The sequence below is a fragment of the Nonomuraea basaltis genome (assembly GCF_005893125.1).
In the GTDB taxonomy this organism is placed as follows: domain Bacteria; phylum Actinomycetota; class Actinomycetes; order Streptosporangiales; family Streptosporangiaceae; genus Nonomuraea; species Nonomuraea basaltis.
This window is the reverse complement of record NZ_VCJS01000090.1, coordinates 1-24,099: the sequence shown is the minus strand read 5'-3', so window position 1 is coordinate 24,099 and position 24,099 is coordinate 1. Positions and strand designations below refer to the sequence as shown.

Below are 24,099 nucleotides of genomic sequence, written 5' to 3'. Positions count from 1 at the left end.
CGGATCTAGAGTCTGCGGCCCGGATCCGAGGTCCGGCAGGATCGCGGCTGGATCTGGAAGAGGTCCGCGGCGTTGCGCCAGGCGATCCGTTCCGCGGTCTCGCCGTCGAGGTCCGCCGCCGCGACCGCCCCGAACGCCGACGACGGATCGATCAGGGTCGCGTCGGTGCCGAAGAGGAGCCGGCCCGGGTCCACGCCCGCGACCACCTCGGCGATGCGGCCCGCCGGGGCGTGCGACCAGCAGGGCTCCAGGTAGAGGCGGTCGCAGGCGCCGGCGGCCTCGATCGCGTGCCTGAACCCGTCCGCGCCCATGTGCCCGGCGATCACCCGCAGGCCCGGGATGTCCAGGCAGAGACCGGCCAGGTCGAGCACCGAGGTGCCCCAGGTGTGCACGAGCGCCGGACGGCCGGTCCCGGCGACCAGCGTCAGCGCCTCGCGGAGCTGGGGCGAGGCGATCGGCGAGCCCGTGTAGTCGGTGTGGATCTTGACGCCGACGAACCTGCCGCCCGGCAGGTACGCCCGCAGGTCCTCCTCCGCCTCGCGCAGACGGCGCGGGTTGACCGTGACGTAGCCGAGGAGGCGGTCCTGCGTCTCCAGGTATGAGGCCAGGGCGCGGTTGCCCGCGGGCGCGTCGTAGATGACGGACTCGGTGGCCGAGACGATCGCCTGGTCGATGCCGTAGCGGTCCATGGTGGCCAGATTGGCCTCGGCCACGTCCATGGTGAAGAACCACGGTCCCCAGTGGGCGTGCACGTCGATGATCACTACAGCGGCCTCCTCGTGGACTCGGATGACAGGAGCCTGCTCGCGTTGCCGCCCGCCACGGCGGCGATCTCCGCCGGCTTCAGGCCGCTGGTGGCCAGGCGCAGAAGGGGGACGAGGGGCTCGTAGTGGGGGGTGCGCGAGCCGTACAGCAGGCGGTCCGCGCCGAGCTCGGCGACGGCGAGCTCCAGTGCGTCGGGGGAGTTGAGCAGGCGGGTGGAGGTGTGGAAGCCCGGCTCGTCCGCGGCGGCGACCAGGAAGTCGCCCAGGTGGTAGAAGTGCGTGTCGAGGAAGACCACGGTGGCGCCGAGCCCGGCGAAGGGCTGCCAGAATCTGCGCACGTCACCGCCGGTGAGCACCGCCAGCCCGAGCCGTGCCGCCTGCCGGGCGACGTGCCGGACGGACGGGAATCCCGCCTCCACGCCCTGCTCGTCGGGGAACAACCGGACGGCTCTGACGCCCGCCGCCGCCAGCCGGTCCAGCTCGCGGGCCGCGCCGATCGGGTCGCGCAGGTCCACGGCGCCCACGGGAACGACCTCCGGCGGGGATGCGCCGCTCACGGGAACCGCCGTCGCAGTGCCTGCGCCGGTCGCGGGAGGCGGGGAGGCCGGCGCGAGCAACTCGTCGTTGCCCGACCGGACATCGAACAGCGCCGCCCGCAGGTTCGCCACCGCCGCCGCCCGGATGCGGTGGCGGCTCAGCAGCGCGAGCACCGAATCGGGGGTGCCGGGCGGCCCGTCGCGGTCCGGGTACGCCCCGAACAGCACGTCCACGTCGAGCGCCACCTCCAGCCCGCCCACCAGCCGCCAAGCGTCGAAAGGAATACCGGCCCCATCCTTAATCGCCATGCCGGCCATCATGCCATTGACGAACAGCGCACATAAGGTTACGGTCTGGGCCAAAATTGATCAGCAAGGAACGCGAGGTGCGCCTATGCTCCGATCTCTCTCGGCCGTCACTTCGTGACCTCGCGGTGTCTTAGATTCGGATAAGACCGTAATGCATGTCTTGACGCAGGCTCTACGGGTTTCTAGATTACGGTCATGGCCTTAATTAGAAAATTACTCATCGCCGGGTTGGCGATGACCCTCGTGCCGGCCGTGGCTCCGCCGGCGAGCGCGGACCAGGGCGCGATCACCGAGCTGGGCGTCCCCCTGCAGGACGTGCTCTTGCTCGGCGGCACGGTCGCGCCCGGTCCCGGCGGCAAGACCGTGCTCTGGGCGGCCTCCTCCGGCGCACCCGCGCACCTCAACGCGGTCGATCCGGCGACCGGGGCCGAGGTGGGCCGCTTCGACCTGCCGGGCGCGCCCGGATCGTGGGCGGTGGACGCCACTCCCGACGGCAGCGTGTACGCGGGCGCGTACGGCGGCGCGCACCTGTTCCGCTGGACCGAGCAGGACGGCGTCAAGGACGTCGGCCGCCCGCTCGCGTCGGAGGACTTCATCTGGTCCGTGGCCGCGGGCGAGGGCGCCACGGTCTACGGCGGCACCTCGCCGGGCGGCCGGCTGTTCGGCTACGACCCGGCTTCGGGCGTGCGCGACTACGGCAAGATCTCCCCGTCGCACGCCTACATCCGCAGCGTCTCCTACGCGGGCGGCAAGATCTACGCCGGCACGGAGGCTCCCGCCGCCGTCTTCGAGATCGACGCCGCCAGCGGTGCGATCAAGCGGCTGCCCACGCCGGAGGGCCTGGACCCGACGGGCAAATGGGCCTACGACGTGAACGTGGCCGCGGGCTTCCTCTTTGTGCGCTACGGCGCGGCGAGCCCCGGGCCTCTCCACGTGTGGGACATCGCGGCGGGCCAGTGGGCCGACAAGATCGATCCGGCACACGGCCTGGACGTCTCGCCGCCGGACGAGGAGGGGCGGGTCTACCTCGTCAAGGGCGGTGAGCTGGTCCGCTACGACCCGCGCAGCCGTACCACGACGCCCACCGGCGTGCCGATCACCGGCCGGGTGGCGAACACCCGGGGCATCGGCTGGGCCGAGCTCGGGCTGCCCGACTACCCCGGCAAAAGCATCGTCGGCCTGCTCTGGCGCGGCATGATGTTCCGCTACAATCCGCAGACCGGCGCCAAGTCGTTCGTCCAGTCGGGGATCAAGGGCGAGCCGATCGACGTCACGGCCCTGTCGGAGGGGCCCGACCGGCGCATGTACGCCGGCGGCTTCCTCAACGGCGGCTTCGCCGCGCTGGACCCCGGGACCGGCAAGGTCGCGGAGTTCCACACGTTCTCGCAGAGCGAGGACATGGTCACGCACGACGGCAAGCTCTACATCGGCGCCTATCCGGAGGCCAGGACCTATTCCTACGACCCGGGGCTGCCGTGGAACAGCACCGAGTACTCGCCCAGCCCCGAACCGGGGCCCGCGCCCAATCCGGCCAGGCTGTTCGACTTCGCCGCCGACAAGCAGATCAGGCCCAGGGCCATGGTCTCCGCCGGCCGCTATCTCGCCGTCGGCACCATGCCCGACCTCGGTCACCTCGGCGGCGTCCTGGCCATCTGGGACACGAAGGCCGGGACGCTGAAGCATGCCGAGCGCAACGTGATCAAGGATCAGTCCATCGTCTCGCTCGCCTACCGCGACGGCGTCGTCTACGGCGGCACCTCGATCTACAGCGGCCAGTCCGCCACCCCGCCCACCCAGCCGGAGGCCAAGCTGTTCGCCTGGTCGGTACGGGAGAACAGGCTGCTCTGGGAGATGGTCCCCGCCCCCGGCAAGCCCGCGATCCCGGCGCTCGCCTTCGACTCGCTGGGGAGGCTGTGGGGCATCGCGGGCGGAGAGGTGTTCGCCGTCGGCACCCACGCCCGCAAGGTGATCAAGCGAGTGACGCTGTCGGACAGCAGGAGCGCGAGCGGGCAGCTGGCGCTCAACCCACGTGACCACCAGCTCTACGGGGCGCACGCGGGCAGGGAGGTGTTCTCACTGAACCTGCTGACCGGGCGGCATGCCGTGCTCAGGCAGGGACCTGTGCACCAGCTCGCGGTGCACAGGTCGGGAGACGTCTACTTCGCGGAAGGGCCCCGGTTGTACCGGTATCAGCAGAGCCGGTAGGTGGAGAAGTTCTCGAAGCAACCGGGTGGGAGGTGCTCGGCGTCGCGGGCGCGGTAAGCGAACTGGAACGTGTTGTTCACGGCGGCGAAACAGGTCGGCAGTCCACTGAAGGGGACTCACCGACAGCGTGAGGCGCATCTAGGGTTCCGCCGGATTCCACCGGGCCTGGTCCAAGAGGTGCAGGCGGCCTTGGGCCGCTCCACGGCGGGACAAAAGCCCGGGAGGTCAGCCACCGCTTGGCTGCCTTCCGGCCGGGCAACGATCATCCGGAGCTCGAATGCATTGGCACCCCCGCAAGCTCCACGAGGACTACGGACCCGAGGCCCGCTTCGCCGTCGAGCGCGAGGCCGAGCTGCCCACCACCGCCTGGGACCGCGAGGTGGCCCGCGCGCTGGAGCTGGGCCTGCAGGGCGCCGACTCCATCGTGGACCGGCGCATCCCGACCTTCTCGCGCGGAGAGCTGCCCCACTTCGCGGGCATCAACACCTTCCTCAAGGCCCCGTACGTCGAGGACGTGCGCACGTGCGGCGACTACGACGTGGCCGTGCTCGGCGCCCCGTTCGACGGCGGCACCACCTACCGCCCCGGCACCCGGTTCGGGCCGCAGGGCATGCGCCGGATCTCCGCCCTGTACGGCCCCTACAGCTTCGAGCTGGGCGTGGACCTGCGCGAGTCGATCACGATCGCCGACCTCGGCGACATCTTCACGATCCCCGGCAACATCGAGAAGACCTTCGACCAGATCTCCAAGGCCGTGTCCCACGTGTACGCCAGCGGCGCGTTCCCCGTCGTCCTGGGCGGCGACCACTCGATCGGCTATCCCACGGTGCGCGGCGTCGCCGAGCACCTGTCCGGCAACCTCGGGATCATCCACTTCGACCGGCACGTCGACACCCAGGAGACCGACCTCGACGAGCGCATGCACACGACGCCGTGGTTCCACGCCACCGACCTCCCGAACGTGCCCCCGGAGAACCTGGTGCAGATCGGCATCGGCGGCTGGCAGGCGCCCCGGCCCGGCGTGAAAGTGGGGCGCGAGCGCGGCACCACGATCATGACGGTCACGGACTGCGTCGAGATGGGCATCGAGGCCGCCGCCGAGCGGGCGCTCGAGGTGGCCTGGCGCAACGCGGAGGCCGTGTGGCTGTCGTTCGACGTGGACTGCCTGGACGCCGCGTTCGTGCCGGGCACCGGCTGGCCCGAGCCCGGCGGGTTCCTGCCGCGCGAGGTGCTCAAGTTCATCCAGATCATCGCCGACGCCGCGCCGCTGGCCGGCATCGAGGTGGTCGAATGCAGCCCACCGTACGACAACGCCGACATCACCTCCCTGATCGCCACCCGCGTCATCTGCGACACACTCGGCTGCCTGGTCCGCTCCGGCCACCTGCCGTCGAAGAGGAAGGAGGCCGCGTCATGACCCGCCGGCTTCTGATCGCCGCCCTGCTGGCCCTCTGCACGGCCTGCTCCGGGGGAACCCCGTCCACGCCCGCCGCCACCGGCTCCGCCGGCAAGCCCGTCACCCTCGGCTTCTCCGCCTGGCCCGGCTGGTTCCCGTGGCAGATCGCCCAGGAGAAGGGGCTGTTCGCCAAGAACGGGGTGGAGGTCGAGCTGAAGTACTTCGACAGCTACACCGACAGCCTCACCGCCCTGGCCACCGGGAACATCGACGCCAACAGCCAGACCCTGAACGACACGCTCGCCTCGATCTCCGGTGGCGCCAAGCAGACGGTCGTGCTGGTGAACGACAACTCCACCGGCAACGACCAGATCATCGCCAGACCCGGGATCACGTCGGTGGCGCAGCTCAAGGGCAAGGCGGTCGCCGCCGAGCAGGGGACCGTGGACCACTACCTGCTGCTGCTCGCCCTGCGCAAGGCTGGGCTCACGCCGGCCGACATCACGTTCAAGCCGCTGCCCACGGACGCGGCGGCGGCCGCGTTCAAGGCGGGGCAGGTGGACGCGGTCGGGGTGTTCGCGCCGTTCACGACGACCGCGCTGGAGCTGCCCGGCGCCACGGCCATCGCGACCTCCAAGGACTTCCCCGGGGCCATTCCTGACCATCTCGTCGTGTCGCGCTCGCTCGCCTCCGACCGGCCCGAGGCCGTGCAGGGACTGGTGAAGACCTGGTTCGACACGCTGGCCTGGATCGGGGCGAACAAGGCGGAGGCCCGTACGATCATGGCGAAGCGGGCGGGGGTGAGTGAACAGGACTACGCCGACTACGACGCCGGGACCACGATCTTCTCCCTGGCCGACAACCTGGAGGCGTTCAGCTCCGGGAGCCTGGAGAAGCAGGCCAAGGAGATCGCGACCTTCCTCACCGAATCCGGCCTCGCCGACGAGGAACCGCCGCTGGACGGCCTCCTGGACGGCCGCTTCGTCCAGGGAGCGCCATCGTGACGGGCCCGGCCCGCGCCGCCGCGGCCCGGACGATGGGTGCGGAGCCGGCGATCGGACGGCGGGCAGGGGACCGCGCCGACTGGCCGGCGCTGCCCAAGCGTGCCCCGCGTGGCCGGCCGCGCAGGCAGGCCTTGTCCGCGCGGGCCCGGTGGGGATTGCGGGCCGTGGCGGTGCTCGGGCCGCTGACGCTCTGGGCGGTGGTCAGCTCCGTCGGCGTCGTGGACCCCACGTTCCTGCCCTCGCCCGCCGCCGTGGCGCAGGCGTTCGCGGAGATGGCGGCGAGCGGGCAGCTCCTGTCGGACGCCGCCGCCAGCCTGGGCAGGGTGGGCGCGGGGTTCGGCCTGGCGGTGGCGATCTCGGTGCCGCTCGGGATGGCCATGGGGACGTCCCAGGTCGCCCTGGCACTGCTGGAGCCGGTGATCGGGCTGCTGAGGTACATGCCGGCCTCCGCGTTCATCCCGCTGCTGATCATCTGGCTCGGCCTCGGCGAGCCGTCCAAGATCGCGATCCTGGTCATCGGCGTGGTGTTCTTCAACACGCTCATGACCGCCGACGCGGTCCGTACCGTGCCGGGCGAGCTGCGCAAGGCCGCCGCCACGCTCGGCGCGACCGGCGGCGAGGTGCTGCGCAAGGTCGTCTGGCCGTACGCGCTGCCGGGCATGCTCGACGCGATGCGCGTCAACGCGGCCGCCGCGTGGAACTTCGTGGTCGTCGCCGAGCTGATCGCCGCCGAGTCCGGGCTCGGCTACCGCATCGTCCGCGCCCAGCGCTTCCTCCAGACCGACCGGATCTTCGCGGTGCTCGTCGTGATCGGCGTCATCGGCCTGGCCATCGACGTCGGACTGCGGCTGACCCGGTCAAGGGTGGGGAGGTGGGCGGGATGACGCTCGTGCTGCGCGACGTCGTCAAGGACTACGGCGGCCACCGGGTGCTCGACGGGATCGGCCTGGAAGTGATGCGCGGCGACTTCGTGTGCATGGTGGGCGCCAGCGGCTCCGGCAAGTCCACGCTGCTCAGCATGATCGCCGGGCTGGAGCCGATCAGCGGCGGTGCGATCGAGCTCGACGGCGAACCCGTGATCGGACCCGGGCCCGAGCGCGGGCTGGTGTTCCAGTCGGGGGCGCTGTTCCCGTACCTCACGGTCGCCGAGAACGTCGGGTTCGGCCTGCGGCTGATGCCCCTGCCCGCCGCCGAGCGCGCGCGCCGGGTCGAGTGGTACCTGTCCGAGGTGGGCCTGCTGCCGCTCGCCCACGCCCTGCCCAGGCAGCTGTCGGGCGGCCAGCGGCAGCGGGTGGCGATCGCCCGCGCGCTGGCCTGCGAGCCGTCCGTGCTGCTGCTCGACGAGCCGTTCGGCGCGCTCGACGTCCAGACCAAGGAGGACATGCAGGTCTTCCTGCACCAGGTGTGGCGGGACACCCGCGCGACCGTGCTCATGGTCACCCATGACGTCGAGGAGGCCGTGCTGCTCGGGCGGCGCGTGATCGTCCTCACGTCCGACCCCGGCCGGGTGGCGGCCGAGCTTCCGGTGCCCCTCGCTGACCACCGGGAGCTCGGCCTCAAACGGACCCCCGAGTTCCTGGCACTCCGGGCGCGGGTCGAGGACCTCGTCAGGGGGCATGCGAGCGCTCGCAAGTGAAGATCCGCATGTGAAGATGGCCGCATGAGACCCTCACTGATCATGGCGGTACGACACGGCGAGAGCGAGCGAAACCTCGCCCTCCGGCAGGCGGGCGAGACGCCGCTGGTCTACGAGCGCGGCGACGACGAGGTGACGCTGACCGGGCTGGGCAGGACGCAGGCGACGGCGCTCGGCCGGCTGCTGGCGTCGCTGCCCGCCGGGGAGGTGCCCGAGCTGGTGTGGTGCTCGCCCTACCTGCGCGCGCTCGACACCTGGGAGCTCGCCCAGCAGGCGTGGGGCGTCGATCCGCTCCCGGTCACCGTGGACGAGCGGCTCAGGGACCAGGAGTCGGGGGCGTTCGCGCACTACAACCTGGCCGCGATCAAGGAGCGGTTCCCCGAGGAGGTGGCGCGGCGCGAGGCCGCGGGCGCCTACGCCTTCCGCCCGCCCGGCGGCGAGTCCCTGGGGGACGTCGTGACCAGGCTCCGGGACTTCCTCGGCGACCTGGACGGGCGGGCGGACGGGCGGCGGGTGCTGATCGTCGCCCACGACTCGGTGGTGCTGGGGCTGCGCCACGTCATCGCGGGCAGCCCCGATCCGGAGCTGGCGGCCGTGCTCGAATTCGCCCCGGTGCTGAACGCCAGCATCTCCGTCTGGCGCACCGGCGGCGCCCGGTTCGAGTTGGTCCGCTTCAACGACGTCGCCCACCTCGGCCCGTGACGCTCGCCGCGATCACCTCTCCCCCTCGCCGGTCAGCTCCCGCTTGCGGCGCAGCAGCGCCGCGCGGCGAGCGTGGGCGCGTACGGTCAGCACCGCCGACACCGCGACGAACGTGCCCCCACCCACCAGCCCGGCCACCGGCTGCGCGGCCACCGCGACCACCAGAGCGGTCGTGGCGGCGGACGCGGCCAGGGCGAGCCAGCCGGCGATCACCCGATCGGTCGCGAACAGCGGCGCCCTGCGCGTCAGCAGCCAGCCTCCGTAGCACGCCCAGGCCAGGCAGAACGCGGTGAACAGCCCGAAGGCCAGCTGGGTGCGGCCCGGAAGCGACCCCGGCTCGCTCCACCACAGCGCGCTCACGAACACCGTCCCGGCCACGCCCGCCACCAGCGCCGCGACGCCGCGCACGCGCTTCCACGGCGACATCGCCGGCTCCAGCCGCGCGATCATCTCCTCCGCCGACACGCGAGGCTCCTCATCGTTCATGGATCGTTCCCCTTTCCCTCAGGTGGCGACGGGCCCGGCTGAGCCTGGACTTGACCGTGCCCTCCGGGATGCCGCAGATCTGCGCGCAGTCCTCCACCGGCAGGTCCTCCAGGTAGTGCAGGACGAGGATCTCCCGCTCGGCCACCGGCAGCTCCGCCAGCGCGGCGAGCAGCTCGGCGCGGTCCACCATGGCCTCGACCGGGTCCTCCACGACCGGCTCGGCCTCCTGCGCGCCCTCCGCCCGGGAGTACTCCGCCCGCAGCCGGTCGGTCACCGCCCGCCTGGCGATGGTGAACAGCCACGGCGCGAACCTCGCGGGCTCGCGCAGCCTGGGCAGCCCGCGCAGCACCGCCAGCCAGACCTCCTGGGTCACGTCGTCGGCCCGCTCGGCGTCGAGCATGCGCCGAACGTACGTCCACACCGGGTCGTGCCATTCGCGTACCAGCCGGGTTACCGCCGCGTGCTCGCCCAGCTGGGCTCGCACCACCAGCAGTTCATCGATCATCGTCATCCTCCCGTCACCCTGCTCAGTCGGGAGACGGGGTGGCCGGGTTCACGTCTGAACGATGAGATCGGCGCGGTCCCTGGTGCGGTCCTCTGCGAACCACGCCCGCTCCGCCGCGAACCACTCCCGCCACCGGGGCTCCAGCTCGGACCCGTCGCGTTCCAGGACGCGGGCCAGCCGCACCGGCTCGGGGGCCTCCAACCAGACGGTGAACGCCGGCAGATGGGCCGCCGAGGCTCGGGCCACGCCCACGCCCTCGATGACGAGGACCGGCGCCACGGGAACGGTGACATGCTCGGCGTACTCGCCCCGCACCCAGTCGTACCTGCGGAAACCTCCGGGAAGACCTTGCTGGAGAGGACGCAGCACCTGCTCGTCGAGCGCGTGGAACCAGCGGCCCGGGCCCTCCTCCCACGGCACGGGGAAGTCGTCGCTGTGGATCACCTGGCAGCCGAGGGCCGCCGCCAGTTTCCCCGCGTACGTCGTCTTGCCCGCGCCCGCGGGCCCGTCCACGGCCACCAGGCGGACCGGACCGCACGAGGGCCGCAGGTTCCTGATGCGGCCGGCCAGCGAATTCACCGACCCAGGGTAGATGAACGGGGACGGGCAACTGAGAGAATGTTCTTTCGCCCCGAACGCAAGCAGGAGGTTGACCGTGCTCGGACCCCTCGGCGACGTCGTCGTGCTCGACCTGTCCAGGGCGCTGGCCGGTCCGCACGCCGCGCAGATGCTCGGTGACCTGGGCGCACGGGTGATCAAGGTGGAGCACCCGGACGGGGGTGACGAGTCGCGCGGCTGGGGGCCGCCGTTCGTCGGGCCGGATCACGATATCTCGACCTATTTTCTGGCGGCCAACCGTAACAAGCAGTCCATCGCCGTCGATATGAAGTCCCCCGAGGGCAAGCGGCTCATCGAGCGCCTCGTAGGCCAGAGCGACGTCCTCGTCGAGAACTTCCGCACCGGCGTGCTCGACCGCCTCGGCTTCCCCGTCGAGCGGCTGCACGAGCTCAACCCGCGCCTGATCATCCTGTCGATCACCGGCTTCGGCCACGACGGCCCCGAGGGAGGTCGCCCCGGCTACGACCAGATCGCCCAGGGCGAGGCGGGCCTGATGTCGCTGACCGGCCCCTCGCCCGACGAGCCCTACCGCGTCGGCGCCTCCATCGCCGACCTGCTCGCCGGCATCCACGGCGCCTACGGCGTCGCCGGTGCGCTCTACGAGCGCGAGCGCACCGGCAAGGGCCGCGTCGTCCGCACGTCGCTGCTGGCCGCCGTCACCGGCGTGCACGCCTACCACGGCACCGCCTGGACGGTGGGCGGCCAGGTGCCCGTCGCCGGCGGCAACCACCACGCCTCGATCACCCCCTATGGCTCCTTCCGCTGCGCCGACGGCATGCTGCAGATCGCCGCCGCCAACGACGGCCAGTGGCGAAAGGTCGCCGCGCTGCTCGGCATCGACCCCGGCACGCCGAGATACGCCACGAACAAGGACCGGCGCGCGCACCGCGACGAGCTGGTCGCCGACATGGAGAAGGCCCTGTCCGCCCACGATCGCGACCACTGGCTCGCGAAGCTGGGCGAGGCGGGAGTGCCGGCGGGCGCGATCAGGTCGCTCGACGAGGTGTACACGTGGGAGCAGACCCGGTCGCAGGGCCTGGTCGTCGAGGTGGAGCACCCGGTGCTCGGCCGCATCGAGCTGCCGGGGCCGCCGCTGCGCTTCGACGGGCAGAGCGGGGTGGAGCACACCGCGCCGCCCATGCTCGGCCAGGACGGCGACGCGGTGCTCGCCTGGCTGGAGGAGCGCGAACGATGATCGATAATTCGTGGCACCTGCGGGGAAAAAGGCTGAGCGTCAACATTGCAACTTTGTCCGACTTCTAGGGAGCGATAGTGAGCCGTCCGGACGCGCGCACACTGATCGACACGGTCCTCGACCGGGGATCGTGGAAATCGTGGGACGCGCCGCCCGCCGACCCGGCCGAGCCCGGCTCCTCCTACGCCGACGAGCTGGCCGCCGCCCGCGCCAAGTCGGGCTACGACGAGGCGCTGATCACGGGTGAGGGGCTGCTCGGCGGCCGCAGGGTGGCCGTCGTGGCGTGCGAGTTCTCATTCATGGCCGGCTCGATCGGGGCGGCGGCGGCCGAGCGGTTCGTGGCGGCGGTCGAGCGGGCCACCCGCGAGCGGCTGCCGCTGCTGGCCGCCCCGGCCTCGGGCGGCACGCGCATGCAGGAGGGCGCGCTCGCGTTCGTCCAGATGGTGAAGATCACCGTCGCGATCCAGGCGCACCGGGCGGTCGGCCTGCCCTATCTGGTGTACGTGCGGCATCCGACCACGGGCGGAGTGCTCGCCTCGTGGGGGTCGCTCGGGCACGTCACGGCCGCCGAGCCGGAGGCGATGATCGGGTTCCTGGGGCCGCGCGTGTTCGAGGCGCTGCACGGCTACCCGTTTCCCGAAGGCGTGCAGGTCGCCGAGAACCTGCACCGCAAGGGGCTGCTCGATGCGGTGGTGTCGGCCGGCGACCTGCGGGAGGTCGCGATCAGGGCGCTCGCCGTGCTGGCCGCCGACCGGTCGGCCATCGAAGCGGGCCCGCCCCCGGAGGAGGACCTGCGGCCGGTGGAGGCGTGGGAGGCGATCACGCGCTCGCGCCGCGACGACCGGCCCGGCGTGCGTACGCTGCTCAAGCTCGCCGCGACCGAGATGACGCCGCTCAGCGGCACCGGGGCGGGGGAGAACGAGCCGGGGCTGCTGCTCGCGCTGGCCAAGTTCGGCAGCGCGCCGGCCGTGGTGCTCGGCCAGGACCGGCGGCTGCAGCGCGCCAACTCGCCGCTCGGCCCAGCCGGGCTGCGGGTGGCCAGGCGCGGCATGCGGCTGGCCGCCGAGCTGGGCCTGCCGCTGCTCACCGTGATCGACACGGCCGGCGCCGACCTGTCGAAGGCGGCCGAGGAGGGCGGGCTGGCCGCGGAGATCGCCCGCTGCCTGGCCGAGCTCGTCATGCTGGACGCGCCGACCGTCTGCCTGCTGCTCGGCGAGGGCGCGGGCGGCGCGGCGCTGGCCCTGCTGCCCGCCGACCGGGTGTTGTGCGCGCAGCACGCCTGGCTGTCGCCGCTGCCGCCCGAGGGCGCCTCGGCGATCCTCTACCGCTCGGTCGACTTCGCCCCCGAGATCGCCCAGGCGCAGCGCATCCGCGCCACCGACCTGCGGCGCGACGGCATCGTGGACCGGGTGATCCCGGAGCTGCCGGACGCCGCGTACGAGCCCAGGCAGTTCTGCGAGCGGGTGGGGCGGGCGCTGGAGTACGAGATCGCGGTGCTGCTGCGGGCGAGCCCGGCGGACCGTTTCGCGGCCCGCCAGGCCCGCTACCGCAATCTGGGTGCCTAGTCTGGCGAACCGCTGGGCGCCCCGGATCGGCTGCGGCTCAAGGCCGGAATCGTCTTTCGAACGTCACGGGTCAGTCCAGGGCCATGCGCATGAGGTCGTTCCGGGAGGCGATGCCGAGCTTGGGATAGGCCTTGTACAGGTGGTAGCCGACCGTTCTCGGGCTGAGGAAGAGCTGGGCGGCGATCTCCCGGTTGCTCAGACCGGTCGCGGCCAGCCGTGCCACCTGGAGTTCCTGCGCGGTCAGCCGATCCAGCAGGTGTGGCGTGACCGGGTGGTCCTGCAGGGTCTCGCCGGTCGCTCGCAGCTCCCCGTGGGCGCGCTCGGCCCACGGCACGGCGCCGAGCTGTTGGAAGAGCTCTAGCGCGGATCGCAAGTGCGGGCGTGCTCCGGCGCGTTGGCGCTGACGGCGGAGCCACTCGCCGTAGAGGAGCTCCGTCCGTGCTCGTTCGAACGGATGATCCTGCGTTCGATGGAGCTGTACAGCTTGCGCGTAGAGGCCGTCGGCCTCGTCGGATTCGGCGAGCAGCGCCCGGCAGCGCAGCTCCACAGGGCCGGCCCATGCCTGTCCGGTGACGTTCGTGAAGGTAGTGAAGCGGCGGCACGACTCGGTCGCGAGATCCAGCGCACCGGTGCGTACGGCGGCCTCGACGTAGTCGGGCAGGCTGGGGACGTGGGCCAAGGCCAGATTGCGCGTGGGAGACGGCGCCACGTGGGCGAACCTCCGCATGAGCTGGTCGTGCCTGCCGTACGCGATGTCCAAGAGATTGAGGGCGTGGAGACCTTCCAGGCATCTCTCGTTCAGAGTCGCGAACTCGATCTCCTCTGTGAGGGCGCAGCACCGCTGCTCGTCACCCTCGATGGCCGCGACGCACGCCAGGAGCCCGGACAGGTGCGCGGCATAGTGCGGCTGTGAGGTGTCCTGACTGATGCGCAGTCCTTCTGCGGCGGTGGTCAGCAGGTCGCGGTACCGGCCGAGCAGCAGTTGGGAGCGGGCGAGGTACAGCAGCGCGCGAGGCAGGAGGCCGAAGGCCCCCTGTGCGCGGCAGTCGCCTACGAGTTTGACCGTCTCCTCGTGTCCGGACTTGACATCGGCCATCCATTCGAACCACCAGTGGATGTCGACTCGTTCCCACAGCGCAAGCCGAAGGCCGTTGCGGAACTCGTCGAGTAGCTCACGCAGGAGGGGCACACCTTGCTGGAGATCATCAGCGGCCAGGTGCGCCACGGCGGCCGTCACGCGTGCCAGAAAAGGGTCGGACGAGGTCATACTGGTCGCCCGTGCCACGGCTTCCAGCCCCGCCGCGCAGTCTCCCCGTCTCCATGAGCCGGTCAGCGCGGCGAAGAACATCAAGGCGGCCGTGGCAGGAAGCTGCTCGGCGACCCCGGACGCGGCCTCCAGCAGGTCCATCCCGTAAGACTGATGATCTCGTTCGTAGGCGATGGCGGCCCTGACCCGTACGAGGTCCGCTCTGACGACCGGGTCGGTGGTGTGCGGCAAAGCCTCTTCCGCGAGTTGGCCGGCGAGTATGGCCTGTCCGGCACTGGCGGCCGCACGGGCTCCCGCGGCGAGGCGGGCTGCGCGCCGCCCCGGATCCGGGGTGAAGTGGGCCGCGCGATGGTAGGCGGCGGCGACGGCGGCGTGGCCACCGCGAGTGCGGGACTGTTCGGCGGTCCGCTCCAGTTCCGCGGCGACGGCTTCATCGGGACCGATGGTCGCCGCGGCGAGGTGCCAGGCGCGCCGGTCCCCGTTGCCGATCTCGCCGTGAATCTCGGCCAGAGCCCGGTGCACGTGGAGGCGCTGGGCGGTCGTCGCACCTCGGTACGCTGCCGAACGGACCAGTGGATGGCGAAAGGCCAGCTCGTCGCGGATGATCCGGATCAGGCCCGTCCGCTCTGCGGACTCGAGGTCCGTCTCGTCTACGCCGAGCGGTTCGCCGGCCTTCAGGACAACGTTCAGCTCGCTGGTGTCGTCGGCGGCAGCGATCAACAGGAGGAGCTGTGTCTGCTCCGGCAGCGTCACGAGACGCCTGTTGAAGGTCTCCTGCAGCCGGCCTGAGATCGGCTGCGTGCCGATGTGGAAGGCGTCCGGGGGCTGTTCGCCGGCCCGCTGGGCGGGGGTCAGCGCCGCGGGCAATTCCAGCAGGGCCAGCGGGTTGCCATGGGCCTCCTCCAGGATCCGGCTCCGGACATGGTCGGCCAGGTCGCGGGAGTGCTCGGCCAGCAGCGCGGCGCCGGCCGTACCGTCGATTCCTGAGAGGTGCAGCTGAGCGAGGCCGGGTGCCGGAAACGGGTGTTCGTCACGGGCGGCGAAGATCATCGCGATGCCCTCGGCGTCCAGGCGGCGGGCGGCGATCAGCAGCGCGTCGGCGGAGGCCTGGTCGAGCCAGTGCGCATCGTCGACCAGGCACAGCAGCGGCGCGTCATCGGCAAGTTCGCTGAGCAGGGACAAGGTGGCGAGGCCGGCCAGGAACCGGTCCGCCGGCGGGGCGTCCGCCAACCCGAACGCCCTGCGTAGCGCCGCCGCCTGCGGGTGTGGCAATCTGCCGAGAAGGCGGGTGTACCTGCCCACCATCATGTGCAGCCCGGCAAATGCCAGCTTTGCCTCGGTCTCCACGCCCACACCCCGCAGGATTCGCATGTGTGCGGCGTTGTGTCCCGCGTACTCGAGCAGGGCGGATTTCCCGATCCCGGTCTCACCTCGAACCACCAGGGCGCCGCTGCGGCCATCCCGAGCGTCGCGGAGCAGGCCGTCGATGGCGGCCTGCTCGCTCGCACGCCCGTGCAACCTGCCTGGTGGGCGCCGGGGAAGTTGGGGCAGGTCCATTGTCCGCCTCCCTGCGACCTTGCCTGTGCTCGGGCCTCACCGGGCCACGTTCATTGGACCTTGGGGTCGTCCGGCTCCGCAAGGCCAGGGCGGGATCGGGCGTCGTGGATCCTTACCGCGCGGATGCGGTCGTGTGCTGGAGCTGATGCCACAGGCCAGGTCCAGGTCGGCGTGGGTGAGCTTCCTGCTGCACGTGCTGGAGCAGTCCGAGGAGGAACTCGCCGCCCTCAGATACGCCACCACCGTCGGCCACCGACGGTGACCTGGTGCTGGCGGAGATCGTCTGCTCGTACGGCATGCGGGAAAAGCGAACACCAGGTGGCGATCGCCGTCGGCAATCTCCATCCGGGCCTGCGGCGGTCTCCACCGCCGGTCACGGCCTGGTGCTGGCCCCCGGAATGACCTTCTCCCTGGAACCCAGCTGCGTCCTCGACCGGCACCTGGTCCACCTCGGTGGCACTGTCCTCGTCGGTGAGGACGGGCCCATCGAACTCGCCGCATCCACCGCCAGGCTCCTTGATGCCTAGCGATCTCTGGTCGTGAGCTTCTGGGCGGCACGGAGGTTCGATCTGGGTATGCGGCGCTCCGGGCTCCGCCTAGACCTGCTCGCCAACCCAGTCACGTGACGGATTCGGACGAACCCAATCGTTGCTTACGATCGGTTTCTTACCAATCGTCACGACAGAGGCGCACCTGTGCCGAAACCTGCACGCCTCAACGCGCTGTCCGCCTACCGCCTCCTGGCGCGAACGGGAACCTGACCTCATCGATTCAAGAGGGGCAGATCATGCAGCACCTACTGATCAGGCAGCGATTCTCCGACTACGACACCTGGCGCAAGGCCTTTGACAGTCTCGCCGACACCAGGCAGGCCTTCGGGATGCGTACCGTCCTGGTCTCCAGGAACGCCGACCAGCCCGACGAGGCGGTCGTCTTGTTCGAATGCGCAGACGCTGACGGGATGCGCCGGCACTTCGCGTCCGACGCGCTCAGAGACGCTCACCGTCGGGCCGGCGTGGTGGAGGGGTCCACTGACGCCACCGTCCTGCTCCCCGCGGAATGACGGGCGTGGCCATGCGTGACAGAACGACCGTTCTGGTGGCCGGCGGTGGACCTGCCGGCATGATGCTCGGCCTGCTGCTGGCCAGAGCCGGAATTCGAGTGACCGTGCTGGAGAAGCACAGTGACTTCCTGCGTGACTTCCGCGGGGACACGGTGCATGCCTCCACGATCAGGCTTCTCGACGAGCTCGGCCTTGGCCAGGAGTTTCGCGGGCTGCCGCAGAGCCGGCTGGGGAACCTGGAGATACCTGTCCCTGAAGGCGGCACGGTCCTGCTGGGCGACTTCGATCGTCTACGCCCGCCGTACAACTATGTCGCGATGATCCCGCAGTGGGATCTGCTGAACTTCCTCGCCGAGGCAGCGAGGCGAGAACCCTCGTTCACTCTCAGGATGGACACCCAGGCGGTCGATCTGATCAGAGACGGCGGCCGGGTGACCGGCGTCCGCTGCCGCACGAGGGACGGCGAGGAAGGCGAGATCCGCGCGGATCTGACGGTCGCCTGCGACGGCCGGCACTCAGTCCTGCGGCGAAAAGCCGGGCTGCGCCCCAAGGAGTTTCCCGTCCCCTTCGACACCTGGTGGTTCCGCCTGCCACGGCATCCCGACGAGCAGGGGCAGGTCGCCAGGCTCATCCCGGAGTTCCGGGGTGACGAGATCTTGCTGACGTTCGTACGGACAGACTTCTTCCAGGTGGCCTACTTCACCGTCAAGGGCTCCGACGCTCGGCTGCGAGCGGAGGGAGTGGAGCGCTTTCGCGCACGGATCGCGCGACTGAGGCCGCAGTACGCCGACAGGGTCGATCACATCAGGACCATGGACGACCTCCATTACCTCGACGTCCGGCTCAACAGGCTGCATCGCTGGCACGTCGACGGACTGTTGTGCATCGGCGACGCGGCTCACGCGATGTCGCCCGCCGGTGGTGTGGGCATCAACCTGGCCATCCAGGACGCTGTGGCGACGGCTCGGCTGCTGGCTGAGCCGTTGCGCCGCGGCACGGTCACGAAACGCGACCTGGCGATGGTAAGGCGCCGCCGCTGGATGCCGACGGTCATCCTCCAGCGCGCGCAACGGTTGCTGCATCGGGTCCTGTTCGCACCGGCGGTCGCGGGCAAACGCTCGGGAGCGCCCAAGATAGCCATCTTCCTGGGCCGTCACATCACCGCTTTCCGGAAGGCGCCGGCGGTGCTGATCGCCTTCGGCCCGCGGCCCGAGCACGCCCCGGACTTCGCCCGACGTTAGGGAGAGCACTCATGGAACGGACCACCTGCTGTGTCGTCGGGGGCGGTCCCGCCGGCCTCATGCTCGGACTGTTGCTGGCGCGGGCCGGGGTGGAGGTGACCGTGCTGGAGAAGCATGGCGACTTCCTGCGCGACTTCCGTGGCGACACGGTTCATCCCACCACTCTGGAACTATTGGTGGACCTCGGGCTCTACGAGAAGTTCGCCCGGCTGCAGCAGACCCGGCTCGATGAGATCCAGGCGCCCACCGGCGCCGGCTTGCAGCGCATCGCGACACTCGGCGTGCTGCCCGGGAGGTTCAAGTACATCGCCATGGTCCCGCAGTGGGATCTGCTCAATCTGCTGGCAGAGGCGGGTACGGCCGAGCCGGCCTACACGCTGCGCATGAACACCGAAGCCACTGGCCTCCTCACCCGAGGCGGAAAGGTGGCGGGCGTCACCTACCGCACCAGTGAGGGCGAGACCGGTCAGATCGAGGCCGGCCTCACGGTGGCGTGCGATGGCCGCACCTCGGTGTTGCGGGCGGCCTCCGGGCTGCGCGTGAAGGAATGGCCCACACCACTGGACGTGTGGTGGTTCCGGCTGCCGCGCAAGGAGTCGGACCCGAAAGGCATGGTCCCGTTGATCACCAGGGGGCGCGCGCTCATCCTGCAGGACCGAGGCGACTTCTGGCAGTGCGGCTCCCTCATCAAGAAGGGCAGCGATCCAGAGCTCAGGAAAATGCCGATCGGAGAGCTGTTCACCGCGATGGCTCAGTCGGTGCCATGGCTTGCCGACCGCGCCGGCGCGCTCACCTCATGGGATCAGGTGAAGCTTCTGGACGTACGCCTTGACCGGCTCCACCGCTGGCACCGCGATGGACTGCTGTGCATCGGCGACGCAGCGCACGCCATGTCACCCGCGGGCGGCGTCGGCATCAACCTGGCCGTGCAGGACGCGGTAGCGACCGCCCGGCTGCTCGCCGGGCCGCTCAAGCGTCACCGGGTTTCTGGGGCAGACCTTGCCAAGGTACGGCGGCGCCGCCTGCCCGCAACGATCATCATCCAGGCCCTGCAGCGTCTCCTGCATGAGAAGGCCCTTAGGCCGGCGCTTGAAGGCAGGATCGACCTGCTCGCCAGGCGCGAGCCGCCACTGGTCATGCGATTGGTGCAACGGTCGCGGCTCATCAACCGGATCCCCGCCTACCTGGTCGCCAGGGGATTTCGTCCAGAGCGGGCGCCCTCCTTCGCCCGTCGGCGATCAGTGAGCGGGTGATGGGCTGACTCATGGCCGCGTCGCCAGTTCGCCGCGAACGCGTCAGCCCACGCACCGTCAAACGCGCGATCTCGCCAACATCGGGCCAAAGGACCAGTCGACCGCACCAACCACCGAGCGGCCATCAACATCGACGTCCTCACCGAACCCCAGTTGGCAACAGCATCAAGGGGCCTAGCGGTCGTAGGTCCACAGCTCCTTGCCGTCGGCGCCGTAGCCCGTGAGGGTCGCTCCCTCGCCGAAGTCGGCTCCCTTGGGCGTCAGGGCCGCGAACAACGTCACGCCCTGTCCCCAAGGATCGGGCACGGCCTCGGCCGTCGCGGTCCCGCCGCGCTTCAGGGCGAGCACTACCTTGGCCGTGCCCGCAGGCGCGTAGCCGTACCAGGCGCGTTTGCCATGGCTCCAGTACGCCGGCCACCGGGCGTCGAACTGCTCGCTCAGCTTCCTGCCGGGGACCGGCCCGGGAAGGCCCGGCACCATCTTGCCGGCCTCCCAGAAGGCCATGCAGCTCCCGCTCAGGTGCGCCGTGATGCCCGCGGGCAGGGCCAGGCGGCCGGCCTCGGACGAGGCGTCCTGCCTGCCGCATGCCTTGTCGAAGGTGGGGACCGGCCGGGCCGCCCGGCCATGAACCTTCAGGACGTAGCCGCCGACCTCGGCGTCGCGCGGCACCGAGGCGTGCCAGACCCGTAGCGGGGCGCCCTCGCCGCGCAGGAACTCGGCTCGCACCCGCCGCCCGTCGGAGAGCACCGCCTCGACCCACTCCCAGTCGTCGAGGGCCGGGCCGTAGTGGATGACGGCTCCAGGCTCCGGCAGGTAGCTGGTCGTCGAGCCGACGGGGAAGGAGTCCTCCAGGCCGCCCGGGGCGCACCACATGACACCCCGCTCGCCCGGCGAGGCGCCTCCGGACGCGCAGAACGTCTGCTGGCCGTCGTCGGCCTTGAAGAACCAGACGCGCGTCGGCTTGCCCGACCTCTCGGTGCCGGGAAGGGACATCACGGGGCCGATCGTCGGAGTGCCCGGGTCGGGCCTCTCCGCGGACGCTTCCTCGTGCTGCCAGACCTCCTTGCCCGACGCGTCGTAGGCGAGCGCGCGATAGCCCGCGACCTGGTCGCTCTGCGTGCTCGCGCCGGCGAACAACACGACGCCCAGGCTCCACGGATCGGGCCGGGTCTCCAGGCTGGTCGTCCCCCCGCCGGGAAAGGACACCTCGATCCTGGCCACGTCCGCTCGGGCGTAGCCGGTGATCACGTCATCGCGCACATTCACGATCACCGGCGCGTCCCGCATGGTGACCAGGCCCCCGCCGATGTAGGCGCCGTTCCGCATCCAGCTCAGCTCCGCGCCGTCCTTCGTCCGGTGCGGCCGCGCGGTGATGCCATCGGGCAGCTCGACCGCCGCGCCCATCGCCGGCTCCAGCGGCGGCGAGAGCATGTCGCGGGACGTTCGCGCGATGCTCCTGCCCTTCCTGTCGGCGTACTCGACCATGGTCATCGCATCTTGGGCCGGGTAGGTCACCGTCCAGATCCGGTACGGCGCGCCGTCCGGGGTCACCAGCGTGCCGGTGATCTTCCGCCCGGACTTCGTGACCCCGGTGACGGCGCCGACGTCCTGCGCGGCCACGCCCCAATCCAGCGCGGTCGCGGCCCCGTCGCGCAGGGTGCTGCCCGTGAACCAGACGTCGCGCATCTCCGGCACGTCCGAGCAGCCGCCATAGGGTTCCGCGGCGGCCCGCTCCACGAGGTAGCACACCTCGGGGTAGCCCAGCTTGGCCTTGGCGAACCAGATCCGCAGCGGCTTGCCCTCGGTCGGGTTGTCCACGGTCAGCGGCTCGCCGGTAGCGGTCCTGTCCCGCATGAGCTGCCGGTGGACCTCGTCGGGATCGGTCGCGGTGATCCCGCCCAGGCCCCCGTTGAGCAGGACGGGAACGAACACGGCCAGCAGCGCCACGGGCAGCGCGGCCACCAGCAGGCGGGCCCGGCGGCCACGGGGCCGGCGGGCCTGCACGCGGGCCCATGCGTGCGGGCTGGCCTCGAAGGTCTGGGCGCGCGCGTCGAACGCGGCCCGCAGACGCTCTTCCAGGTCGTTCACGCGTCCTCCTCCTTCAGCGTCTTGCCGAGGGCGGCCAGGGCCCTGCTGGCGTGCGTCTTCACCGAGCCGGGCGACACGCCCATGGCGTCGGCGATCTCACGTTCGGAAAGGTCCAGCCAGTAGCGCAGGACCAGGGCCTCGCGCTGGCGGCGCGGCAGGCGGTCGACGGCGGCCAGCAGTTCGCGGTGCTCCTCGGCGACGAGCACGTCGTGCTCGCTGCTGCGCGCCGGTTCGGGCGGGTCGGGGCGGCGCAGGCGGACGAGCCTGAGGTGGCGCAGGCGGTTGCGGGTCAGGTTGCAGACGGTCGCGCGTAAGTACGCCAGCGCGGCCGCGTCGTCCCGCAGCCGCCTGACGTGCAGCCGGGCGAACGCCTCCTGGGCGATGTCCTCGGGATCGTCGGCGCCGAGCAGGCCCGCCAGGCGTACCAGGGGCCGGTACTGGGCGGCGAACAGCTCAGAGAACGACGGCTGCGCCATGGTGGGTGTGTCGATCACACCTCAAGAGACACGCGAGGCGCATGTTGGTTGACTACGGGACCGGAATGCGTTCGACCCGGATGGAGAAGACCTCTTCGCGGGGCACCACGACCTCGTAGGCGCCGTGATCCACCATCCAGTAGCCCAGCGCCTCCGCCTTCATCCCGCTGTGCCCGGTATAGGCGATGTGCAGCCCGTCCTCGTCCTCGTCGAGCACGATGCACGGCTCGCCGCCGAAGGCGCCCACCGTGCGGATCAGCACCAGCCACTCCACCTTGGACCGGTTGACCCGGCGCCGCCAGTAGCCGGCCGCCGGCTCGAACCCCTCCAGTTCGACCTCGCTGAACAGCACCACCTGGTCGTTGTCAGGACCGACCGCGGCGGGCAGGGTCCGCTCCCCGAAGCGGGCGACGAAGCCGGAGGCGACCGGCGCGATCTCATCGCTCATGCGCGACTCGGCTGTGTCTGATGGTTCGCTCGCTTTGCTCTCTCATGCGGCGGGCCGCCAGGTCAGCCCGTCGTAGCCGGCGAAGGGCCGCTCACCCTCCCGGGTGACGTGGACGATCTCCGCCCCGGCCGGGATCGGCATCGGAACGGTGTGGAACTGCGGCACCACGTGGTCGGGGGAGGTGGTGAACCCGTTTCCCGCGAACGGTGGCGCGTCGCTCCAGTCGCCGCCCATGTGCGGTCCGTACGGCACCGCGTAGGTGTCGACGTCGCGGGCGTACCAGCGCATCACGTACAGCTCGGGCACCTCGGCGAACAGCTCCGATCCTTCGAACGACAGATCGAGCCCCCAGTAGAGCGCGTCGGGCGTGGTCAGCCTGACGCAGTCCTGCACCCGGTAGACGTACCCGGAGATCACTGTGCGCTTGCCCGACAGGTATGGCACGAGCAGACGCGGCGGGACCACCTTCTGCATCTGCGTTCCGCTCACGGTCCTACTTTACGATCGGTTGACCCCTACAGGACCCGGTGTTCAAGGCATGGCAGTGTGGCTCTCGCGGCGGCGGTCCACTCGTGGTCCACCCGGACGACCTGCACGCCGGGGGAGGTGCCCAGATCGGCGCGGATCACGCCGAGCGGATCCACCAGCATGCTGCGGCCCACGCCGAACCCGTCCGACGATTCGGCCGGGTTGGGCGCCTGGCCGACGGCCGCGGTCCACATGGTGTTCTCCAGCGCCCGCGCCCTGACCAGCGTCACCCAATGGTCCTCCTTGAGCGGTCCTGAACCCCAGGCCGCGATCACCGCGAACAGCTCCGCCCCCTTGTCGACCAGCGCTCTGGCCAGCTCGGGGAAGCGGATGTCGTAGCAGGTGATCAGCCCGACCCTGACCCCGGCCAGCTCCACGACCGCGGGCTCGGCCCCGGGCGCGACCAGGTCGGACTCCTTCGCGCCGAACGAGTCGAACAGGTGGATCTTCCGGTACGCCGCCTTGAGCGCGCCCTGGGCGTCGATGGCCACGGCCGTGTTGTGCACGCGATCCTCGCCCGGCTCGAACACGCCGGCGATCACCGCCAGGCCGTGCTCCCGCGCCGCCTCGGCCAGGCCCGACACGAACGGCCCGTCCAGCGGCTCGGCCAGGCTCGTGATGCGCCGGCCGTAGCGGGTGAGCGTGGCCTCAGGGAAGATCGCGAGCTCGGCCCCTTCAGCGCGGGCGAGCGCCTCCCTGGCCCTCTTGAGGTTCGCCGATGGGTCAGGAGACACCGGGATCTGGCAGAGGGCGATTGTGGTCACGGCCAGACTCTAGCCGGTTGGGCGCCAGTCGAAACCAGGTCAGGCACCGCCAAATCCACTCAAGCGGGCCGTACCTGAACCTCGCCAGCCACCACCGGCTGGCCAGGACCTGCACGCCCACGGTCACCAGCGCCAGCGCCACCACCGACCAGCGCGTCGGGTCCGTCTTCAGCAGCGGGAGGGTCAGGACGATCACCGCGGTGCCCGACACGTAGTTCGTCAGCGCCATCCTGCCCAGCGGCTCCAGCACCGCCGACAGCCACGGCCGGAGCAGGAGCGGCAGCCCCAGCGCGTACGCCGCCGCCCCGGCCAGCGCGGCCACGCTGTAGACGATCCACTCGTCCGTGAGGGACCAGGCAGCGGTCAGGAGCGCGGTGGCCACCGCGGCCGCCGCGAACGCCGGCTGCAGCAGCCACCTGGGCGGACGCAGCTGCCACAGGGCCATGCCGATCAGGAACAACCCGGGGATCAGCAGTGCCCCGCCGCCCACCCC

General features: G+C 71.0%; 25 protein-coding genes and 1 riboswitch. Of the genes, 13 read left to right on the top strand and 12 right to left on the bottom strand.

Annotated features, from left to right (window positions below; translation table 11 throughout):
* Positions 1-5: 5 nt before the first annotated feature.
* Together EJK15_RS34790 and EJK15_RS34785 are read right to left on the bottom strand one after the other, a co-directional pair.
* Complete coding sequence (locus EJK15_RS34790; protein WP_138714723.1) at positions 6-764, bottom strand: amidohydrolase family protein; 759 nt, start codon at positions 762-764, stop codon at positions 6-8.
* Positions 764-1,609: an amidohydrolase family protein gene (locus tag EJK15_RS34785; RefSeq protein WP_240777403.1), complete on the bottom strand. Its 846-nt coding sequence runs from the start codon at positions 1,607-1,609 to the stop codon at positions 764-766. The genes EJK15_RS34790 and EJK15_RS34785 overlap by 1 nt, the downstream gene beginning before the upstream one ends.
* Positions 1,610-1,804: 195 nt before the next feature.
* Here EJK15_RS34785 and EJK15_RS71090 point away from each other — a divergent pair, with 195 nt between their 5' ends.
* The 6 genes from EJK15_RS71090 to EJK15_RS34755 all read left to right on the top strand — a co-directional run bounded on the left by EJK15_RS71090 (position 1,805) and on the right by EJK15_RS34755 (position 8,552).
* Positions 1,805-3,814, top strand: a complete 2,010-nt coding sequence (locus EJK15_RS71090) for a PQQ-binding-like beta-propeller repeat protein (RefSeq protein ID WP_171074701.1) — start codon at positions 1,805-1,807, stop codon at positions 3,812-3,814.
* A 127-nt stretch (positions 3,815-3,941) separates the two neighbouring features.
* Positions 3,942-4,040: riboswitch (guanidine-I (ykkC/yxkD leader) on the top strand.
* A 51-nt stretch (positions 4,041-4,091) separates the two neighbouring features.
* Positions 4,092-5,231 carry an agmatinase family protein gene (locus EJK15_RS34775; protein WP_138714721.1) on the top strand — a complete coding sequence of 380 codons (1,140 nt, stop codon included), beginning with the start codon at positions 4,092-4,094 and terminating at the stop codon, positions 5,229-5,231.
* A complete protein-coding gene (locus EJK15_RS34770; protein ID WP_138714720.1) occupies positions 5,228-6,214 on the top strand; it encodes an ABC transporter substrate-binding protein in 987 nt (328 codons plus the stop codon). The genes EJK15_RS34775 and EJK15_RS34770 overlap by 4 nt, the downstream gene beginning before the upstream one ends.
* Positions 6,211-7,098, top strand: a complete 888-nt coding sequence (locus tag EJK15_RS34765) for an ABC transporter permease (protein WP_206061265.1) — start codon at positions 6,211-6,213, stop codon at positions 7,096-7,098. The genes EJK15_RS34770 and EJK15_RS34765 overlap by 4 nt, the downstream gene beginning before the upstream one ends.
* Positions 7,095-7,850, top strand: a complete 756-nt coding sequence (locus EJK15_RS34760) for an ABC transporter ATP-binding protein (protein WP_138714719.1) — start codon at positions 7,095-7,097, stop codon at positions 7,848-7,850. Before EJK15_RS34765 ends, EJK15_RS34760 begins: the two co-directional genes overlap by 4 nt.
* 24 nt (positions 7,851-7,874) lie before the next feature.
* Positions 7,875-8,552 carry a histidine phosphatase family protein gene (locus tag EJK15_RS34755; protein WP_206061264.1) on the top strand — a complete coding sequence of 226 codons (678 nt, stop codon included), beginning with the start codon at positions 7,875-7,877 and terminating at the stop codon, positions 8,550-8,552.
* Positions 8,553-8,564: 12 nt separating this feature from the next.
* On the opposite strand, the gene EJK15_RS34750 is transcribed toward EJK15_RS34755, so the two are convergent.
* Genes EJK15_RS34750 through EJK15_RS34740 form a run of 3 tightly spaced genes read right to left on the bottom strand, consistent with a single transcriptional unit; the run spans position 8,565 to position 10,122 of the window.
* Positions 8,565-9,038 carry a hypothetical protein gene (locus EJK15_RS34750; protein WP_138714718.1) on the bottom strand — a complete coding sequence of 158 codons (474 nt, stop codon included), beginning with the start codon at positions 9,036-9,038 and terminating at the stop codon, positions 8,565-8,567.
* On the bottom strand, positions 9,028-9,549 hold the full coding sequence (locus EJK15_RS34745; RefSeq protein ID WP_240777402.1) for an RNA polymerase sigma factor: 522 nt from the start codon (positions 9,547-9,549) through the stop codon (positions 9,028-9,030). Before EJK15_RS34745 ends, EJK15_RS34750 begins: the two co-directional genes overlap by 11 nt.
* 42 nt (positions 9,550-9,591) lie before the next feature.
* Positions 9,592-10,122, bottom strand: a complete 531-nt coding sequence (locus EJK15_RS34740) for a uridine kinase family protein (RefSeq protein ID WP_138714717.1) — start codon at positions 10,120-10,122, stop codon at positions 9,592-9,594.
* Between the two features lie 76 nt (positions 10,123-10,198).
* Here EJK15_RS34740 and EJK15_RS34735 point away from each other — a divergent pair, with 76 nt between their 5' ends.
* On the top strand, positions 10,199-11,356 hold the full coding sequence (locus EJK15_RS34735; RefSeq protein WP_138714716.1) for a CaiB/BaiF CoA transferase family protein: 1,158 nt from the start codon (positions 10,199-10,201) through the stop codon (positions 11,354-11,356).
* A gap of 77 nt (positions 11,357-11,433) precedes the next feature.
* Positions 11,434-12,921 (top strand): carboxyl transferase domain-containing protein, encoded by a 1,488-nt coding sequence (locus EJK15_RS34730; RefSeq protein WP_138714715.1) that lies wholly within the window; start codon positions 11,434-11,436, stop codon positions 12,919-12,921.
* 70 nt (positions 12,922-12,991) lie between these two features.
* On the opposite strand, the gene EJK15_RS34725 is transcribed toward EJK15_RS34730, so the two are convergent.
* On the bottom strand, positions 12,992-15,745 hold the full coding sequence (locus tag EJK15_RS34725) for a helix-turn-helix transcriptional regulator (protein WP_138714714.1): 2,754 nt from the start codon (positions 15,743-15,745) through the stop codon (positions 12,992-12,994).
* Positions 15,746-15,878: 133 nt separating this feature from the next.
* On the opposite strand from EJK15_RS34725, the gene EJK15_RS76535 reads away from it, so the two are divergent.
* From EJK15_RS76535 to EJK15_RS34705, 5 genes are all read left to right on the top strand, one after another.
* The gene (locus tag EJK15_RS76535; RefSeq protein ID WP_276615456.1) at positions 15,879-16,007 is read left to right on the top strand and encodes a hypothetical protein; all 129 of its coding nucleotides are present in this window, start codon (positions 15,879-15,881) and stop codon (positions 16,005-16,007) included.
* A gap of 4 nt (positions 16,008-16,011) precedes the next feature.
* Entirely contained in the window at positions 16,012-16,272 is a 261-nt protein-coding gene (locus tag EJK15_RS34720) for a hypothetical protein (RefSeq protein ID WP_138714713.1), read from the top strand.
* 260 nt (positions 16,273-16,532) lie between these two features.
* Complete coding sequence (locus EJK15_RS34715; protein ID WP_138714712.1) at positions 16,533-16,808, top strand: hypothetical protein; 276 nt, start codon at positions 16,533-16,535, stop codon at positions 16,806-16,808.
* Positions 16,809-16,819: 11 nt separating this feature from the next.
* Positions 16,820-18,049, top strand: coding sequence for an FAD-dependent oxidoreductase (locus EJK15_RS34710; protein WP_138714711.1), 1,230 nt, complete (start codon positions 16,820-16,822; stop codon positions 18,047-18,049).
* A gap of 11 nt (positions 18,050-18,060) precedes the next feature.
* Positions 18,061-19,302, top strand: a complete 1,242-nt coding sequence (locus EJK15_RS34705) for an FAD-dependent oxidoreductase (protein ID WP_138714710.1) — start codon at positions 18,061-18,063, stop codon at positions 19,300-19,302.
* Positions 19,303-19,476: 174 nt separating this feature from the next.
* On the opposite strand, the gene EJK15_RS34700 is transcribed toward EJK15_RS34705, so the two are convergent.
* The 6 genes from EJK15_RS34700 to EJK15_RS34675 form a co-directional block, all read right to left on the bottom strand.
* Positions 19,477-21,390 carry a hypothetical protein gene (locus EJK15_RS34700; protein WP_138714709.1) on the bottom strand — a complete coding sequence of 638 codons (1,914 nt, stop codon included), beginning with the start codon at positions 21,388-21,390 and terminating at the stop codon, positions 19,477-19,479.
* Complete coding sequence (locus EJK15_RS34695) at positions 21,387-21,884, bottom strand: sigma-70 family RNA polymerase sigma factor (RefSeq protein WP_240777401.1); 498 nt, start codon at positions 21,882-21,884, stop codon at positions 21,387-21,389. Before EJK15_RS34695 ends, EJK15_RS34700 begins: the two co-directional genes overlap by 4 nt.
* Positions 21,885-21,918: 34 nt before the next feature.
* The gene (locus tag EJK15_RS34690) at positions 21,919-22,314 is read right to left on the bottom strand and encodes a hypothetical protein (protein WP_138714708.1); all 396 of its coding nucleotides are present in this window, start codon (positions 22,312-22,314) and stop codon (positions 21,919-21,921) included.
* Positions 22,315-22,356: 42 nt separating this feature from the next.
* Positions 22,357-22,803, bottom strand: a complete 447-nt coding sequence (locus EJK15_RS34685) for a hypothetical protein (protein WP_240777400.1) — start codon at positions 22,801-22,803, stop codon at positions 22,357-22,359.
* Positions 22,804-22,829: 26 nt separating this feature from the next.
* Positions 22,830-23,606: a carbon-nitrogen hydrolase family protein gene (locus tag EJK15_RS34680; protein ID WP_138714707.1), complete on the bottom strand. Its 777-nt coding sequence runs from the start codon at positions 23,604-23,606 to the stop codon at positions 22,830-22,832.
* Positions 23,566-24,099: DUF418 domain-containing protein (locus tag EJK15_RS34675; protein ID WP_138714706.1), on the bottom strand; the 534-nt coding region annotated here is incomplete at its 5' end. The genes EJK15_RS34680 and EJK15_RS34675, both read right to left, overlap by 41 nt.

Excerpts from the sequence above, each read along its gene's own strand:
- EJK15_RS34785 (WP_240777403.1), bottom strand. The coding sequence starts at position 1,609 with ATGGCGATTAAGGATGGGGCCGGTATTCCTTTCGACGCTTGGCGGCTG.
- EJK15_RS71090 (WP_171074701.1), top strand. The coding sequence starts at position 1,805 with ATGGCCTTAATTAGAAAATTACTCATCGCCGGGTTGGCGATGACCCTC.
- EJK15_RS34775 (WP_138714721.1), top strand. The coding sequence starts at position 4,092 with ATGCATTGGCACCCCCGCAAGCTCCACGAGGACTACGGACCCGAGGCC.
- EJK15_RS34770 (WP_138714720.1), top strand. The coding sequence starts at position 5,228 with ATGACCCGCCGGCTTCTGATCGCCGCCCTGCTGGCCCTCTGCACGGCC.
- EJK15_RS34760 (WP_138714719.1), top strand. The coding sequence starts at position 7,095 with ATGACGCTCGTGCTGCGCGACGTCGTCAAGGACTACGGCGGCCACCGG.
- EJK15_RS34755 (WP_206061264.1), top strand. The coding sequence starts at position 7,875 with ATGAGACCCTCACTGATCATGGCGGTACGACACGGCGAGAGCGAGCGA.
- EJK15_RS34750 (WP_138714718.1), bottom strand. The coding sequence starts at position 9,038 with ATGAACGATGAGGAGCCTCGCGTGTCGGCGGAGGAGATGATCGCGCGG.
- EJK15_RS34745 (WP_240777402.1), bottom strand. The coding sequence starts at position 9,549 with ATGACGATGATCGATGAACTGCTGGTGGTGCGAGCCCAGCTGGGCGAG.
- EJK15_RS34725 (WP_138714714.1), bottom strand. The coding sequence starts at position 15,745 with ATGGACCTGCCCCAACTTCCCCGGCGCCCACCAGGCAGGTTGCACGGG.
- EJK15_RS34715 (WP_138714712.1), top strand. The coding sequence starts at position 16,533 with ATGCAGCACCTACTGATCAGGCAGCGATTCTCCGACTACGACACCTGG.
- EJK15_RS34710 (WP_138714711.1), top strand. The coding sequence starts at position 16,820 with ATGCGTGACAGAACGACCGTTCTGGTGGCCGGCGGTGGACCTGCCGGC.
- EJK15_RS34705 (WP_138714710.1), top strand. The coding sequence starts at position 18,061 with ATGGAACGGACCACCTGCTGTGTCGTCGGGGGCGGTCCCGCCGGCCTC.
- EJK15_RS34690 (WP_138714708.1), bottom strand. The coding sequence starts at position 22,314 with ATGAGCGATGAGATCGCGCCGGTCGCCTCCGGCTTCGTCGCCCGCTTC.